The organism is Allochromatium vinosum DSM 180 (assembly GCF_000025485.1).
Classification (GTDB): domain Bacteria; phylum Pseudomonadota; class Gammaproteobacteria; order Chromatiales; family Chromatiaceae; genus Thermochromatium; species Thermochromatium vinosum.
On record NC_013851.1, the window covers coordinates 136,972 to 153,042 of the forward strand.

Consider the following 16,071-nt stretch of genomic DNA (forward strand, 5'->3'; position numbering starts at 1 on the left):
CGCCATGACGTCTCCTTCCACAGCCACCGAGCGCTCTCGCTCTCCGGAGTCCAAGACCCTGATCGTGGGTCTGGGCAAGACGGGGCTGTCCTGCGCGCGGCATCTGAGCGCGCGCGGCGTGCGCGTGGCCGTGACCGACAGCCGCGAACGGCCGCCCGGTCTGGACGTGCTCCAGTCGGAGCTGCCCGAGGTCGCGGTCTTCGTCGGCGGCTTCGATCCGGACGTGTTCGCGGCGGCCACCGAACTCGTGGTCAGCCCCGGCGTGCCGCTCGCCGAGCCGCTGATCCGGCAGGCGATCGCGCGCGGCGTGCCGGCGGTCGGCGACATCGAACTCTTCGCGCGCGAGATCCACGCGCCCCTGTGCGCCATCACCGGCTCCAACGGCAAGAGCACCGTGACGACCCTGGTCGGACTCATGGCGCGTCTGGCCGGACAGCGGGTCGCGGTCGGCGGCAATCTCGGCGAGCCGGTGCTCGATCTGCTGGCGCCGGACGTCGAACGCTATGTGGTCGAACTCTCCAGCTTCCAGTTGGAGACGGTGCCGAGCCTGCGCGCCGACGCCGCCGTGGTGCTCAATGTCTCGGCCGATCATCTCGACCGCTATGCCGGTCTCGACGACTATGCCCGGACCAAGGCACGGATCTATCAGGGGGCGCGGATCGCCGTCGTCAATCGTGACGATCCGATCGTGGCCGCCATGCCGCGCGATCCCGAACGCGAGATCGGTTTCACGCTCGGCGTGCCCGAAGGCTCGGACTTCGGGGTGCGCGTGCTCGAAGGCCAATCCTGGATCTGCCAGGGCGAGGAGCCGATCCTGCCGACCGCCGCGATACGTCTCCCCGGCCGGCACAATCTGGCCAACGCGCTCGCGGCTCTGGCACTCGCCCAGGCCAGCGCGATCCCGATGGCCGGCGCCTGTGAAGCACTGCGGGTCTTTCCGGGCTTGCCGCATCGCAGCGAATTCGTCGCCGAGCGCGCCGGCGCCCGCTGGTATGACGATTCCAAGGGTACCAATCCGGGCGCGACCATCGCCGCCCTGGAGGGGCTGATCCCGGAAGATGGTTCCGGTCGTGTGGTGCTGATCGCCGGCGGTGAAGGGAAGGGCGCTGATTTCGCGCCGCTACGCGCGGCCGTCGAACGCGCCGCGCGCGCCGTGGTGCTGATCGGGCGCGATGCCCCGCTGATCGCGTCGGCGCTGGACGGTACGGTGCCCCTGATACGGGCCACAGACATGGACGCGGCCGTCGCTCTGGCCGCCGAGCACATCGAGCCGGGTGATTGCGTCCTGCTTTCGCCGGCCTGCGCCAGTTTCGACATGTTCGACAACTACGAGCATCGCGGCCGGGTCTTTGCCGAGGCCGTGCGGAGATTGCCCGGATGACCGCCGCCGCACCCTCGAAACCGCTGCCCCGGACGCCGCGCGTGCGTCAGGCCTATCCGCTGGACTACCCATTGCTCCTGTGCGCGCTCGGGCTGCTGGCCTTCGGCTGGGTGATGGTGACATCGGCCTCGATGTCGATCGCCGAGGCCTGCTGTCAGAATCCTTTCCATTATTCGATCCGGCATGCCATCGCGCTCGGACTGGCCCTGATGCTGGGACTCATGGCCTATAGCGTGCCGTCCCACTGGTGGGAGCGTCATGGCGTCTGGCTCTTTCTCGCCAGTGCCCTGGTGCTGATCCTGGTACTCATCCCCGGCATCGGCCGCACCGTCAACGGCGCCACGCGCTGGATTCCGCTCGGGCCGCTCAATGTCCAGCCCTCCGAGTTCGTCAAGCTGTTTGCGATCCTCTATGTCGCCGGCTATCTGGTGCGTCATGCCGACAAGGTGGTCAATCAGCTTTCGGGCTTCATCCGTCCCCTGATCCTGATCGGAGCGGCGGCGCTGCTGATTCTGATGCAGCCGGATTTCGGCACCACGGCCGTCATGCTGGCGACCGTGATGGGGATGCTGTTCCTGGGCGGCGCCAGTCTACTGCCGTTCATCGTGCTGCTGGCGATCGTCGGGGCTGGACTCGTCACCCTGGTCATCTTTTCGCCTTACCGGCTCGAGCGGGTCGTGTCCTTCCTCAATCCTTGGGAGGATCCCTTCAACTCGGGCTATCAGCTCAGTCAGGCACTCATCGCCTTCGGACGTGGCGAGTGGTTCGGCGTCGGCTTGGGCAATGGCATCCAGAAGCAGTATTTCCTGCCCGAAGCACACACCGACTTTCTGCCCTCAGTGATCGGTGAGGAGTTGGGGCTGGCCGGTATGCTGGTGCTGATCGCCGCCTTCGTCTTTCTGAGCTGGCGTGCCATGTCGATCGGTGTGCGCGCCGAGGCGCTCAAGCGGCCCTTCGAATCCTATGTGGCGCAGGGCATCGGTCTCTGGATCGGGCTCCAGTCCTTCGTCAATCTCGGGGTCAATGTCGGCATCCTGCCCACCAAGGGACTGACCCTGCCGTTCATGAGCTATGGCAGCAACAGTCTGATGGTCGGCTGCATGGCGGTCGCCATCCTGCTGCGGATCGATGTCATGCTGAGGCGCGTGGAGTCCGAGGCCAAATTCAAGCGAGGTACGCCATGGTCGCGCGCCTAGCCGTCATGGCCGGTGGCACCGGCGGTCATGTCTTTCCGGCGCTCGCCGTCGCCGAGTCTCTGCGCGGACAGGGGGCCGAGGTGTTCTGGATCGGCACCCAGGCCGGCATGGAATCGCGCCTGGTGCCCGAGCATGGTTTCGAGATGGAATGGGTGTCGATCGAGGGCGTGCGCGGCAAGGGCGGGCTTCAGTGGCTCAAGGCGCCCTTCCGGCTGGCGAGCGCCTTCGGTCAGGCGCGCGCCATCCTGCGCCGACGCCGGCCGACGGTCGTGCTCGGCATGGGCGGTTTCGTCTCCGGTCCCGGAGGACTCGCCGCGCGCGCGCTCGGGATTCCGCTGGTCATCCATGAACAGAATTTCGTGCCCGGACTGACCAATCAGTGGCTGGCGCGGGTCGCCACCCAGGTGTTCGAGGCCTTTCCGGGCAGCTTTCCGCCCGCGCGTCGGGCCATCGTGACCGGCAATCCGGTGCGCCGGTCGATCCTGGATCTGCCCGCGCCCGCTGAACGGCTGACCGGTCGCTCGGGTCCGGTGCGGCTGCTGGTGGTCGGCGGTTCGCTGGGTGCTCAGGCACTCAACGAGACAGTGCCCCAAGCGCTCGCCCGGCTACCGGTCGAGCAGCGTCCGCTGGTGCGCCATCAGGCGGGCGAACGCACGCTCGAACTGGCCCGCAACGCCTATCGCGACGCCGACGTCGAGGCCGAGGTCGTCGCCTTCGTGCGCGACATGGCCGAAGCCTATGCCTGGGCCGATCTGGTGGTCTGTCGCTCCGGCGCCCTGACGGTCTCGGAACTGGCCGCCGCCGGTGTCGGTTCGATCCTGGTGCCCTATCCATTCGCGGTCGACGATCATCAGGTCGGCAACGCCCGTTATCTGTCCGAGGCCGGCGCGGCGCGTCTGATCCTCCAGCGCGATCTGACGGCCGCCGGTCTGACCGACATCCTGAGCGAGCTGTTCGCCGATCGTGCCCGACTGCTCGCCATGGCCGAGGCCGCGCGGCGTCGCGCCCAGCCCGAGGCGACCGACCACATCGCCCGCGCCTGTCTGGAACTCTCTGCCCGAGGAACGCATCCATGAGTCCCCACCTCCAGCACACAGCGGCCAACATGGGGCGGGTGCGGCGTCTGCATTTCATCGGCATCGGCGGGTCCGGCATGAGCGGCATCGCCGAGCTCATGGCCAATCTCGGTTACGAGGTCGCCGGCTCCGACCTGCGCGACAGCGAGGTGACGCACCGTCTGCGCGATCTCGGCATCGAGGTCTTCATCGGCCATCGTGCCGAGCAGGTGAGCGAGGCTGATGCCGTTGTGGTCTCGACCGCCATCGACGAGACCAACCCCGAGATCCAGCAGGCGCGCGAGCGGCGGATTCCGATCGTGCGTCGTGCCGAGATGCTCGCCGAGCTGATGCGTTTTTATTACGGCGTCGCGGTCGCCGGCACCCACGGCAAGACGACGACCACCAGTCTGGTGGCCAGCATCCTGGCCGAGGGCGGGCTGGATCCGACCTTCGTCATCGGCGGACGGCTCAACAGTGCCGGAGCCAACGCGCGTCTGGGGAGCACCAAGTATCTGGTGGCCGAAGCCGACGAGAGCGATGCGTCCTTTCTCTATCTCCAGCCGATGGTGTCGATCGTCACCAATATCGACGCCGATCACATGCGCACCTACGGCAACGACTTCGACCGGCTGCGCCAGACCTTCATGGAGTTCCTGCACCATCTGCCTTTCTATGGGCTGGCGGTGCTCTGTATCGATGATCCCGAGGTCCGCGCACTCGTACCCGAGGTGCCGCGCCCGGTGCGCACCTATGGCACCCGGCCCGAGGCCGATCTGCGCGCCAGCGACATCCGGCAGGAAGGGATGCGCACGTCCTTCCTGGTGCACGGCGCCGAGTTCGAGCGCCCGCTGGCCGTGACGCTCAACCTGCCTGGACGCCACAACGTGCTCAATGCACTGGCCGCGATCAGCGTTGCGCTGGAGCTGGGCGTCGAGGATGAGGCCATCGTGCGCGCCCTGGCCGGTTTCCAGGGCGTGGGCCGGCGTTTCGTGGCGCGTGAGGTCGTCGATCCACAGGGACGCCGGTTGCTGGTGGTCGACGACTATGGTCATCATCCGCGCGAGCTGGCCGCGACCCTGGCCGCCGCGCGCGAGGGCTGGCCGGGGCGACGTCTGGTGCTGGTCTTCCAACCCCATCGCTACAGCCGCACCCAGGAGCAGTTCGAGGATTTTGTCGAGGTGCTCTCGACCCCGGACGCCCTGGTGCTGTGCGAGGTCTATCCGGCGGGCGAGACGCCGATCCCCGGCGCCGACGGACGTGCCCTGAGCCGTGCCATCCGGGTGCGCGGCGAGCTGGACCCGATCTTCGCCCAGGGACTCGACGCGGTTCCGGGGCTGCTGGCCAATATCATTCGCGACGGAGACATCCTGCTCGTCTCGGGTGCGGGTGACATCGGTGGTCTGGCCGCCCGTCTGCCCGGACTCGTCGAGCAGGGATTCTGAACTCCGATGGGAGCCGAACGGATGGATGGACGATCACTCATGAGTCGGTTGGCGATGGGCTGTGGCGAGTCATTGCGTGCCCTGTCGGGCTGGATGGCGGGTGGCCGCTCCGAGTCCGATGGGGCAAAGGCACCGCTCGCGCGCGGACGTCGCCGGGATCGGACCCCAGAGCCGGGGCGCTGCGAGACGACGCGGAGAACCCCTCAATGACGACGCTGCGCGGTCGATGGCAGTTCGATGAGCCGCTGTCGCGCCATACGAGCTGGCGCGTCGGCGGTCCGGCGCGCCGGCTCTATCAGCCGGCCGATGCCGATGATCTGGTCGGTTTCATGCGTCAGCTCGACCCGGACGAGCCGTTGCTCTGGCTTGGACTCGGCAGCAATCTGCTCGTCGACGATGCGGGCTTTCCGGGAACCGTCATACTGACCCAGGGCACCCTGGATACCCTGGAGCTTAGAGGTGAGAGACGCCTCTATGCCGAAGTCGGGGTCTCCAGCGCCAAGCTGGCCCGTTTCGCCGCCCGTCACGATCTGACCGGGATCGAGTTCCTGGCCGGGATCCCCGGCACCCTGGGCGGCGCGCTGGCGATGAATGCCGGTGCCTGGGGCGGCGAGACCTGGAGCTTCGTGCGGCGGGTCTGGACCCTGGATCGACAGGGACAGATCCATGAACGCGAGGCGTCCGAGTACGAGCCGGCCTATCGTGAGATCCGGGGACCGGCGGGCGAGTGGTTCCTGGCCGCCGAACTGGAGCTGACGCCGGGCGACGGCGCCGCGAGTCTGGCGCGCATCCGCGAACTGCTCGACCAGCGTGCCGCGACCCAGCCGGTCGGCCAGCCGAGCTGCGGCTCGGTGTTCCGCAATCCGCCGGGAGACCATGCCGCACGTCTGATCGATTCGCTCGGACTCAAGGGTACACGCATCGGCGGGGCCGAGGTCTCTTCGATCCACGCCAATTTCATCATCAATCGGGGCGGAGCGACGGCGACCGACATCGCCCGCCTGATCGAACAGATACAGGAGACGGTCGAACGTCACACCGGCATCCGCCTGATGCCCGAAGTGCGGCGTATCGCCGGAGAACAGGCATGACGACTGACATGAACCGGGCACCCGAACGCTTCGGTAAAGTGGCCCTGCTGATGGGTGGACAGGCCGCCGAGCGCGAGATCTCGCTCAAGAGCGGACGCGCGGTGCACGAAGCCCTGCAACGTCTCGGCGTCGACGTCGAACCGATCGACCCGGACGCAACCCTCCTGGAGCGGCTGCGCACCGGCGGTTACGATCGCGCCTTCATCATCCTGCACGGACGCGGCGGCGAGGACGGCCAGATCCAGGGTGCGCTGGAGACCATCGGCCTGCCCTATACCGGCTCAGGCGTGCTCGGCTCGGCGCTCGGCATGGACAAGTACCGCTGTAAACTGGCCTGGGCCGGCTGCGGTCTGCCGACGGCCGACTTCGTGCTGCTGCGTGACGAGAGCGACCTGACGGCGGCGGCTGAACTGGGCTTTCCGCTCATGATCAAGCCGGTGCACGAGGGGTCGAGCATCGGCATGGCGCGTGTGGAGTCGGTCGAGGGGCTGGAACGCGCCTGGCGCGCGGCCGCCGAATTCGATTCGCTGGTGCTGGCCGAGCGCTGGATTCAGGGCATGGAGCTCACCTGCGCCATCCTCGGTCATGAGGCGTTACCGACGATCCGTCTGGAGACCCCGCACGCCTTCTACGACTACGAGGCCAAATACAGCGCCGACAGCACCCGCTATCACTGCCCGAGCGGACTGGACGCCGAGGTCGAGGCGCGTCTGCGCGCATTGGCCCTGGAAGCCTTCGACGTGGTCGGGGCGAGCGGCTGGGGTCGGGTCGACATGATGCTCGACGGCACAGGGCAGCCCTTCCTGCTGGAGATCAATACGGTTCCGGGCATGACCGATCATAGCCTGGTGCCCATGGCCGCGCGTGTGGCCGGGATCGACTTCGACGACCTGGTCTGGCGCATTCTCGAGACGAGTCTTTAGAACGTGAACACGGCTTCCAGCCAGACCGAAACTCGCCAGACGGCTCGCCCAACACGGATGGGCACGCGCCTGCGCGCCCTGCTCGGGGTGCTGATCCTGCTCGTGCTCGGCGGTGCCGGCTGGCTGTTTCTGCGTTGGGAGCCGACACTCCTGCCGATTCGGCTCATTCAGATCGAGGGCGAAGTGCACCATCACTCCTCGCAGCAACTCCAGGAACGGCTGACCGAGCGACTGCATGGCGGTATCCTGACGGCCGATCTGGTCGATCTCAAGCAGACCGCCGAGGAACTGCCCTGGGTCGGACAGGCCACGCTGCGTCGGGTCTGGCCGGACACCCTGCGGGTGCAGGTCCGGGAATACCGGCCGATCGCGCGCTGGAGTCTCGATGGTCTGGTGACGGCCGATGGCATCGTCTTCCGTCCGCAGGGTGGCAGCATTCCGTCCAATCTGCCCCTGCTGGAGGGCGACGACAAACGCGCGCCCGAGATCACGGCCCGTTATCAGGCGTGGCAGGCCGCGCTCGAGCGTGTCGGCCGGGGTATCCAGCGACTGTCGGTCGACCCGCGCGGTGACTGGCGTCTCAAGCTCGCCTCGGGAGCCGAACTGCGTCTGGGGACCACGATGGTGGAGGAACGGCTGGCACGCTATCTGGCGAGCGCGTCCCAGCTGGAGGCGGCGGGTCGGCCACTGACGGTCGATCTACGCTATAGCAATGGCTTTTCAGTGAAATGGGCGCCGAATACCGACACTGGGGTCCGGGCGCATCCCGATCGCGTGGCGGCGCGCGCGGGCAATCGAAGGTAAATCTGGATGTCGCGACGTAACGACAAGAGTCTGCTGGTGGGTCTGGATATCGGAACCTCGAAGATCGCCTGTCTGGTCGGCGAACTCAAGGACGACGATCAGATCGAGATCATCGGCATCGGCACCCACCCCTCGCGCGGGCTCAAGAAGGGGGTGGTGGTGGACATCGAGTCCACCGTGCAGTCGATCCAGCGCGCGGTCGAGGCCGCCGAGCTGATGGCCGATTGCGAGATCCACTCGGTCCATGTTGGAATCGCCGGTAGCCATATCCGCAGTCTCAACTCGCACGGCATCACCGCGATCAAGGAGCACGAGGTCAACCAGGCCGATGTCGATCGCGTCATCGAGGCCGCGCGCGCCGTGGCCATCCCGACCGATCAGAAGATCCTGCACATCCTGCCGCAGGAGTTCATCATCGACGACCAGGAAGGCATCCGTGAGCCGATCGGCATGTGCGGTGTGCGTCTGGAAGCGCGGGTACACATGGTCACGGGCGCGGCCAGCGCGGCTCAGAACATCGTCAAGTGCGTGCGCCGCTGCGGGCTGGAGGTCGACGATCTGGTGCTGGCGCAGTTGAGTTCGAGCTATGCGGTGCTCGGCGAGGACGAGAAGGAGCTGGGCGTGTGCGTGGTCGACATCGGCGGCGGGACCACGGATCTGGCGGTCTTCACCGATGGCGCCATCCGGCACACGGCCGTCATTCCGATCGCCGGCGATCAGGTCACCAACGACATCGCCGTGGCACTGCGCACGCCGACCCAGCACGCCGAGCAGATCAAGATCCAGCACGCCTGCGCCCTGACCCAACTGGCGGCCAATGGAGACAACATCGAGGTGCCGAGCATCGGTGACCGGCCGCCGCGGCGGCTCTCGCGCCAGACCCTGGCCGAGGTCGTCGAGCCGCGCTACGAGGAGTTGCTGACCCTGCTGCACAACGAGTTGCGTCGCAGCGGTTTTGAGGACGTGATCGCCGGCGGTGTGGTCCTGACCGGCGGCAGCGCCAAGATGCGCGGACTGATCGAGCTGGCCGAGGAAGTGTTCCACATGCCGGTGCGGCTGGGGGTGCCCAATCGCGTGCTGGGTCTGTCGGAGGTCGTCGACAATCCGGCCCATTCCACGGGCGTGGGGCTTTTGATGTATGCACGTCAGCATCGCTTCTCGCGTCGTCCGGAGCCGTCCGACACTCCAGGGTTGAAGGGAATGCTGGTTCGTTTGCGCCATTGGTTCCAAGGGAATTTCTGATTCGATCGATGGGGGCAACTCCCTATCGAGACCGGTTCGAGTTTGTTGGTCGGTCGGTGCGTGTCGAGCGCGTCGACCGAGTCGGGGGGGTCGTTGGACGTGAGTCCACGGCTAGAATTCAAGGTTTATGGTGGCGCATGGGGTGCGCCTGGGAGCAGATCAAATGTTTGAATTGATGGATACTCACAGTCAGAATGCCGTCATCAAGGTCATCGGTGTCGGTGGTGGTGGCAGCAACGCGGTCAATCACATGGTGGCCTCGACCATCGAGGGCGTGGACTTCATCTGTGCCAACACGGATGCACAGGCACTGCGTCACTCCAACGTCAAGACCATCCTGCAGCTGGGCGCCGGCATCACGAAGGGACTGGGCGCGGGCGCCGATCCGGACGTCGGTCGGCACGCGGCGCTCGAGGATCGCGACCGCATCCAGGAGGCCCTGGAGGGAGCGGACATGGTGTTCATCACCGCCGGCATGGGCGGCGGTACGGGCACGGGTGCCGCGCCCATCGTGGCTCAGGTCGCCAAGGAACTCGGCATCCTGACCGTCGCCGTGGTCACCAAGCCCTTCCCCTTCGAGGGCACCAGACGTCGACGCATCGCCGAGGAAGGCATCACGGAGCTGGCCCAGCACGTCGACTCGCTCATCACCATCCCCAACGAAAAGCTGCTGGCGGTGCTGGGCAAGGACATGAGCCTGCTCGACGCCTTCAAGGCCGCCAACGACGTTCTGCTCAACGCCACCCAGGGCATCGCCGAACTCATCACCTGTCGCGGTCTGATCAACGTCGACTTCGCCGACGTCAAGACCGTCATGTCCAACATGGGCGTGGCCATGATGGGTACCGGCTCGGCGCGCGGCGAGAACCGCGCGCGCGAGGCCGCCGAGGCCGCCATCAAGAGTCCGCTGCTGGAAGACATCGATCTGGCCGGCGCCAAGGGCATCCTGGTCAACATCACCGCCGGCATGACCCTGACCATCGGCGAGTTCGACGAGGTCGGTAACACGGTGCGCGACTTTGCCGACGACGACGCCACCGTGGTCGTGGGCACCGTGGTCGATCCGGAGCTGGAGGACGAACTGCGCGTGACCGTGGTGGCCACCGGACTCGGCGACCGGCGCGTCAAGGTCAAGCGCACGGCGGGCGAGCCGGCGATGCGCCTGATCACGGGGGACTCGGACAGCTCAGCCCCGGATTATCGTGAGATGGATCGTCGTCCGGCCATCTATCGCAAGGGGGGAGCGACGCCCGCCGCGTCCGACAAGAGCGAAGACAACGACCTGGATTACCTGGACATCCCGGCGTTCCTGCGTCGTCAAGCGGATTGATCAGGACTTTCCCTGTATCGATAACTCTAGGCAAAACAAAGTCATCCTGCTTTTTTTGTCGTCGAGCTTGAAAAAATTTCGGGAAAACCCTAATATGATTATCGCCAGCGCCTCTTTGTCTGGGGGCGTGGGGCGATATCAGAAGGATCCGAGGCGTTGATGCCCGTGTCCGAGTCGAACGGCTGGCCGATCGCCTGACGGCCGTCGTGGATTGCGATGGGAGATCCCGAATCGATGCTCAAGCAGCGCACATTGAAGAACGCCATCCGTGCGACCGGGGTCGGCCTGCATACGGGCGAGAAGGTCGAGCTGACCCTGCGCCCGGCTGCGCCCGATACGGGGATCGTCTTTCGTCGCATCGATCTGGATCAACCTGTCACCATCGCCGCCACGCCCTTCAACGTCGGCGATACGCGGTTGTCGACCACCCTGGTCAATGGCGATGTGCGGGTCTCGACCATCGAGCACCTGCTCTCGGCCTTCGCCGGTCTGGGGATCGACAACGCCTATGTGGATCTGGCCGCCGCCGAGGTGCCGATCATGGACGGCAGCGCTGCGCCCTTCGTCTTTCTGCTGCAATCGGCGGGGATCGAGGAGCAGTCCAAGGCCAAGCGCTTCATCCGCATCAAGCGCCCGGTCGAGGTCCGCGACGGCGACAAGTTCGCGCGCTTCACGCCCTATGACGGCTTCAAGGTGAACTTCTCGATCGAGTTCGACCATCCAGCCTTCCAGGCGCGCTCGAATCAGGCCGAGATCGATTTCTCGACCGCGTCCTTCGTGCGTGAGCTGAGTCGGGCCCGGACCTTCGGTTTCCTGCGCGACATCGAGGCGCTGCGCCAGCAGAATCTGGCCCTTGGCGGCAGTCTGGACAATGCCGTGGTGGTCGATGAGTACCGCATCCTCAACGAGGAGGGTCTGCGCTACGAAGACGAATTCGTCCGGCACAAGATTCTGGATGCCATCGGCGACCTCTATCTGCTGGGCCATACCCTGATCGGCGCCTTCGAGGGCCACAAGTCCGGACATGCGCTCAACAATCTGCTGCTGCGTGCACTCGTCGCCGAGGAAGCGGCCTGGGAAGAGGTCGTGTTCGAGGACTCTGCCGCCGCGCCGATCTGTTATGCCCAGCCGGTGCCGGCGCTCTGATCAATCCAGCCCCTCGGGCGTCGCGCGCGGACCATGCCGCGCGAGTCGCCTGAGTGCCTCGCTCAGGCATGGATCGCGCTGATGGTCCGCCGCCTCGAGCAGATGTCTCGTCGCCGTCTCCGACAGCTGGGCACGCCGGCTCGCTACGTCCCGCCTGGGCGATTCGCGCTCCGGCAGTCTGACCTGAAATCCGACCGCGTCGACGTGGTAAGATTTCAGCGATGTCAAAATCTCACCCGCTAAAAAACGTGCGCGCGTCAGCCATGCCGTTGAATCGAGAAACAGGGTCAGGCGACCATCGGCGATTCTCAGGTCCAGGCAGTGCGCGCCAAGCTTTCCAGGCAGAAGCGCCCGAATCTCGGCGACGAGCGTCTGTTCGCGTCGGTCCTGTTCGAGCCGTTCGCGCGCGAATCCGTGATGACTCAGGTGATCACGGATGTGTCGAAAACGCAGTCTCATCGCAACATCCTCTTTTCGCTCAAGCCTCTCCCACACTTCCCGAGACCGACCCGTCGTATCGCCCGCCCCTGTGGAGCTGGACGGGACTCGGGGCCATGCCCGACGTCGGCCGCGCCTGGCGTCGAGCCTGACCAGTAGAAGAGATCAGTCATGCCCCACATCGCTCGCAAAAAAACTCAACGCGGCCAGACTCTGGTCATGCTCTCGGCCGTCTCCAGTTTTGCCCTGGCCGGGGTTGGATTCGGATTCTGGATCGGTGATCGCGCCGGCGCACCCGGTCGCACTAGCATCGCCATGGAAACCGTGCCCGTCAACCCGTCGGTAACGGATTCCGGCGAGATCGGCGCCATTGCCGCCCGTTTGGGCGAAATGCAGGCCGAACTCCTGCGGATCAATGCGCTCGGCGAGCGTCTGGTCCAGGTCTCGGGACTCGATCCCGATGAGTTCGACTTCGTGAACGCACCGCCGCGCGGTGGTCCCGAGACGGCCATGGCCCGCGATTACACCATCAAGGAGCTGGCCGACGAATTGTCGACGCTCGTGGTGCTGGTGCAGGATCGTGAGCGCAAGCTCGACCGGCTCGCCGACCGGGTTCTGGAACAGCAGCCGAGGGCCGCCGGCGCGCAACTTGGCGGCTGGCCGGTGCGTTCCGGCTACATCAGCTCCCCCTATGGCGTCCGGGTGCATCCGGTTCGCAATACGCGTCAGTTCCATGAGGGCGTCGATTTCGCCACCAAGCGCGGCTCCCCCATCCTGGCCGTTGCCGATGGTCTCGTGGTCTTCAGCGGGCGTCGCAATGGCTACGGCAATCTGGTCGACATCCGTCATCGCGATGGCTTGGTGACGCGCTATGCGCACAATACCGCCAATCTGGTCCGTGAGGGTGATCTGATCCGGCAGGGCCAGCAGATCGCGACCGTCGGCTCGACCGGGACGGCGACCGGACCGCATGTGCATTTCGAGGTGATCCGCAACGGACGGGCGGTCGATCCCATGCCCTATCTGCGTAGCCAGCCGGCCCAGCGTCTCGCCAGGGCCGACGTGCTGCGCTGACCGACTGTCTCCACGGCCAAACGCCCGCGCCTCGGGCGCATTCCCAGACGCGGTTCGCAGCGAAATCCGTTATCATCCGCCGCTTTCCGCGTCAGGCTCTCTTAAAGAATCCCGCGATGTTCAATCCATTCAAGAAGCTCTTCGGCAGCCGCAACGAGCGGCTGGTCAAATCACTGATGAAGACGGTGGCGCGCATCAACGCGCTCGAGCCCGAACTGGCGCAGCTCTCGGATCAGGCACTCGCGGCCAAGACCGTCGAGTTCCGCGAGCGTCTGGCCGGGGGCACGACGCTCGACGATCTGCTGCCCGAAGCCTTCGGGGTCGTGCGCGAGGCCGGCAAGCGCGTGCTCGGGATGCGGCACTTCGATGTGCAGCTCGTCGGCGGCATGGTGCTCAACAGCGGCAAGATCGCCGAGATGCGCACCGGTGAGGGCAAGACCCTGGTGGCCACGCTGGCGGCCTATCTCAACGCGCTGCCCGGCCAGGGCGTGCACGTCGTCACCGTCAACGATTATCTGGCACGGCGCGACGCGGCCTGGATGGGGCGGCTCTATCACTTCCTGGGGCTGTCGGTTGGCGTCATCAATTCCTCGGGCGGACTGGGGCCGGACATGGCCTCCTATCTGTTCGATCCCGAGTTCGAGCTGGAGGCCGGTCAGGGCCATCGTCATCTGCGCCCCTGCACCCGGCGCGAGACCTATGGCGCCGACATCACCTACGGCACCAACAACGAATACGGCTTCGACTATCTGCGCGACAACATGGCGTTCACGCCCGAGCAGCGTGTGCAGCGCGATCCGTTCTACGCCATCGTCGACGAGGTCGACTCCATCCTGATCGACGAGGCGCGCACGCCGCTCATCATCTCGGGGCCGTCCGAGGGCAGCACGGATCTCTACAAGCAGATCGACACGCTCATCCCCAGGCTCACCCGTCAGGCGCCCATCACCAACGAAGAGGGCCAGCCGGACTTCGGGCCGGGCGATTTCTCGGTCGACGAGAAGGTCCGTCAGGTCTATCTGAGTGAAGAAGGGCACGAGAAGGTCGAGCAGATGCTCGTCGAGATCGGTCTGCTGGAAGAGGGCGACGGACTCTACGATCCGGGCAACATCGTGCTCATGCACCATGTCTATGCCGCCCTGCGCGCCCACACGCTGTTCCAGAAGAACGTCGAGTACATCGTGCGCGACGGTCAGGTCATCATCGTCGACGAGTTCACCGGGCGCACCATGCCCGGACGGCGCTGGTCGGAAGGTCTGCATCAGGCGGTCGAGGCCAAGGAAGGGGTGCCGATCCAGCCCGAGAACCAGACCATGGCCTCGATCACCTTCCAGAACCTGTTCCGGCTCTATCCCAAGCTCTCGGGCATGACCGGCACGGCGGATACCGAGGCGTTCGAGTTCCAGCAGATCTACGGCCTGGAGGTCGTCGTCATCCCGACCAACCAGCCGATGGTGCGCGACGATCGCGGCGATCTGGTCTATCTGACCCCGCAGGAGAAATACGAGGCGATCATCGCCGATGTGCAGGACTGCGTGCAGCGCGGTCAGCCGGTGCTGGTCGGTACGGCCTCGATCGAGACCTCCGAGCTGGTCTCGGGTCTGCTCAAGAAGGCCGGCATCGCCCACGAGGTGCTCAACGCCAAGCAGCACGAACGCGAGGCCGGCATCATCGCCCAGGCCGGACGTCCGGGTGCCGTGACCATCGCCACCAACATGGCCGGTCGCGGGACCGACATCGTGCTCGGCGGCAATCTGGAGGCCGAGCTGGAAGAGGCTGGCCCGAACGCCGATCACGCGGCACTGCGCGCGGCCTGGAAGGCGCGTCACGAGCAGGTCATCCAGGCCGGCGGTCTGCATGTGGTCGGTACCGAGCGTCACGAGTCGCGGCGTATCGACAACCAGTTGCGCGGCCGTTCGGGGCGTCAGGGCGATCCCGGCTCCTCGCGCTTCTATCTGTCGCTCGAAGACAACCTGATGCGTATCTTCGCCTCCGACCGGGTCGGCAAGATGATGCAGCGCCTCGGGATGCAGAAGGGCGAGGCCATCGAGCATCCCTGGGTGACCAAGGCGATCGAGAACGCCCAACGCAAGGTCGAGGGTCGCAACTTCGACATTCGCAAGCAGCTGCTCGAATACGACGATGTCGCCAACGATCAGCGTAAGGTCATCTATCGTCAGCGCCGCGATCTGATGGATGCGCTCGACGTCTCCGAGACCGTCGAGGCCATGCGCGCCGACGTGCTCAAGGGGCTGATCGACATCTATATTCCGCCCGACAGCCTGGAGGAGCAGTGGAACATCGCCGGACTCTCAGAGGCGCTCGTCGAGCACTTCGGCGGTGACTGGCCGATCCAGAGCTGGCTCGACCAGGATCACGACCTGCACGAGGAGACCCTGCGCCGCCGCATTCAGGACGCGCTGGCTCAGCGCTACCAGGAACGCGAGAATCTGATCGGTACGGCCAATATGCGCCAGGTCGAGCGCGCGGTCATGCTCCAGACGCTCGACAGCCACTGGAAGGACCACCTGGCCGCGATGGACTATCTGCGCCAGGGTATCCATCTGCGCGGTTATGCGCAGAAGAACCCCAAGCAGGAGTACAAGCGCGAGGCGTTCCTGATGTTCTCGGCCATGCTTGCGGGTATCAAGCAGGATGTGGTGACGACGCTCGCCAAGCTGGAGATCCAGGCCGGTGTGGAGGCCGACTTCGCGGCTCGGCGCACGCCGGAACCCGCGCCCAAGGGGTTCGAGTTCAAGCACGATGTCTTCGAGGGCTTCGGCGAGGGTGACGAGGAGTCGTCCGAGTCGACGGGTGGCCGGAGTCGGGCCGAAGAGGATCATCATCCCTATGTGCGCGACGGGCGCAAGGTCGGGCGCAACGAACCCTGTCCCTGTGGTTCGGGCAAGAAATACAAGCAGTGCTGCGGCAAGGTCGACTGAAGGG

At 65.8% G+C, this 16,071-nt stretch carries 13 protein-coding genes; 12 read left to right on the forward strand and 1 reads right to left on the reverse strand.

From position 1 onward, the window contains the following. Window positions 1-4 precede the first annotated feature (4 nt). From murD to lpxC, 10 genes are all read left to right on the forward strand, one after another. Window positions 5-1,381: a UDP-N-acetylmuramoyl-L-alanine--D-glutamate ligase gene (gene murD, locus ALVIN_RS00660; RefSeq protein WP_012969376.1), complete on the forward strand. Its 1,377-nt coding sequence runs from the start codon at window positions 5-7 to the stop codon at window positions 1,379-1,381. Beyond that, entirely contained in the window at window positions 1,378-2,577 is a 1,200-nt protein-coding gene (ftsW, locus tag ALVIN_RS00665; protein WP_012969377.1) for a putative lipid II flippase FtsW, read from the forward strand. The genes murD and ftsW overlap by 4 nt, the downstream gene beginning before the upstream one ends. Beyond that, window positions 2,562-3,653 carry an undecaprenyldiphospho-muramoylpentapeptide beta-N-acetylglucosaminyltransferase gene (gene murG, locus ALVIN_RS00670; RefSeq protein ID WP_012969378.1) on the forward strand — a complete coding sequence of 364 codons (1,092 nt, stop codon included), beginning with the start codon at window positions 2,562-2,564 and terminating at the stop codon, window positions 3,651-3,653. The genes ftsW and murG overlap by 16 nt, the downstream gene beginning before the upstream one ends. Further along, complete coding sequence (murC, locus tag ALVIN_RS00675) at window positions 3,650-5,077, forward strand: UDP-N-acetylmuramate--L-alanine ligase (RefSeq protein WP_012969379.1); 1,428 nt, start codon at window positions 3,650-3,652, stop codon at window positions 5,075-5,077. Before murG ends, murC begins: the two co-directional genes overlap by 4 nt. A 206-nt stretch (window positions 5,078-5,283) precedes the next feature. Then, the gene (gene murB / locus ALVIN_RS00680) at window positions 5,284-6,168 is read left to right on the forward strand and encodes a UDP-N-acetylmuramate dehydrogenase (RefSeq protein WP_012969380.1); all 885 of its coding nucleotides are present in this window, start codon (window positions 5,284-5,286) and stop codon (window positions 6,166-6,168) included. After that, on the forward strand, window positions 6,165-7,091 hold the full coding sequence (locus tag ALVIN_RS00685; protein ID WP_012969381.1) for a D-alanine--D-alanine ligase: 927 nt from the start codon (window positions 6,165-6,167) through the stop codon (window positions 7,089-7,091). Before murB ends, ALVIN_RS00685 begins: the two co-directional genes overlap by 4 nt. A 3-nt stretch (window positions 7,092-7,094) precedes the next feature. Next, complete coding sequence (locus ALVIN_RS00690; RefSeq protein ID WP_223295239.1) at window positions 7,095-7,895, forward strand: cell division protein FtsQ/DivIB; 801 nt, start codon at window positions 7,095-7,097, stop codon at window positions 7,893-7,895. 6 nt (window positions 7,896-7,901) lie between these two features. Continuing rightward, window positions 7,902-9,137: a cell division protein FtsA gene (gene ftsA, locus ALVIN_RS00695; protein ID WP_012969383.1), complete on the forward strand. Its 1,236-nt coding sequence runs from the start codon at window positions 7,902-7,904 to the stop codon at window positions 9,135-9,137. A 163-nt stretch (window positions 9,138-9,300) separates the two neighbouring features. Continuing rightward, window positions 9,301-10,467: a cell division protein FtsZ gene (gene ftsZ, locus ALVIN_RS00700; RefSeq protein WP_012969384.1), complete on the forward strand. Its 1,167-nt coding sequence runs from the start codon at window positions 9,301-9,303 to the stop codon at window positions 10,465-10,467. A 234-nt stretch (window positions 10,468-10,701) separates the two neighbouring features. Then, the gene (gene lpxC / locus ALVIN_RS00705; RefSeq protein ID WP_012969385.1) at window positions 10,702-11,613 is read left to right on the forward strand and encodes a UDP-3-O-acyl-N-acetylglucosamine deacetylase; all 912 of its coding nucleotides are present in this window, start codon (window positions 10,702-10,704) and stop codon (window positions 11,611-11,613) included. On the opposite strand, the gene ALVIN_RS00710 is transcribed toward lpxC, so the two are convergent. Further along, complete coding sequence (locus ALVIN_RS00710; protein WP_012969386.1) at window positions 11,614-12,072, reverse strand: DciA family protein; 459 nt, start codon at window positions 12,070-12,072, stop codon at window positions 11,614-11,616. 150 nt (window positions 12,073-12,222) lie between these two features. Between ALVIN_RS00710 and ALVIN_RS00715 the strand changes: the two genes are divergently transcribed. Together ALVIN_RS00715 and secA are read left to right on the forward strand one after the other, a co-directional pair. Next, a complete protein-coding gene (locus ALVIN_RS00715) occupies window positions 12,223-13,125 on the forward strand; it encodes a M23 family metallopeptidase (protein ID WP_012969387.1) in 903 nt (300 codons plus the stop codon). A gap of 116 nt (window positions 13,126-13,241) precedes the next feature. Continuing rightward, entirely contained in the window at window positions 13,242-16,067 is a 2,826-nt protein-coding gene (gene secA, locus ALVIN_RS00720; protein WP_012969388.1) for a preprotein translocase subunit SecA, read from the forward strand. Window positions 16,068-16,071: the final 4 nt, after the last annotated feature.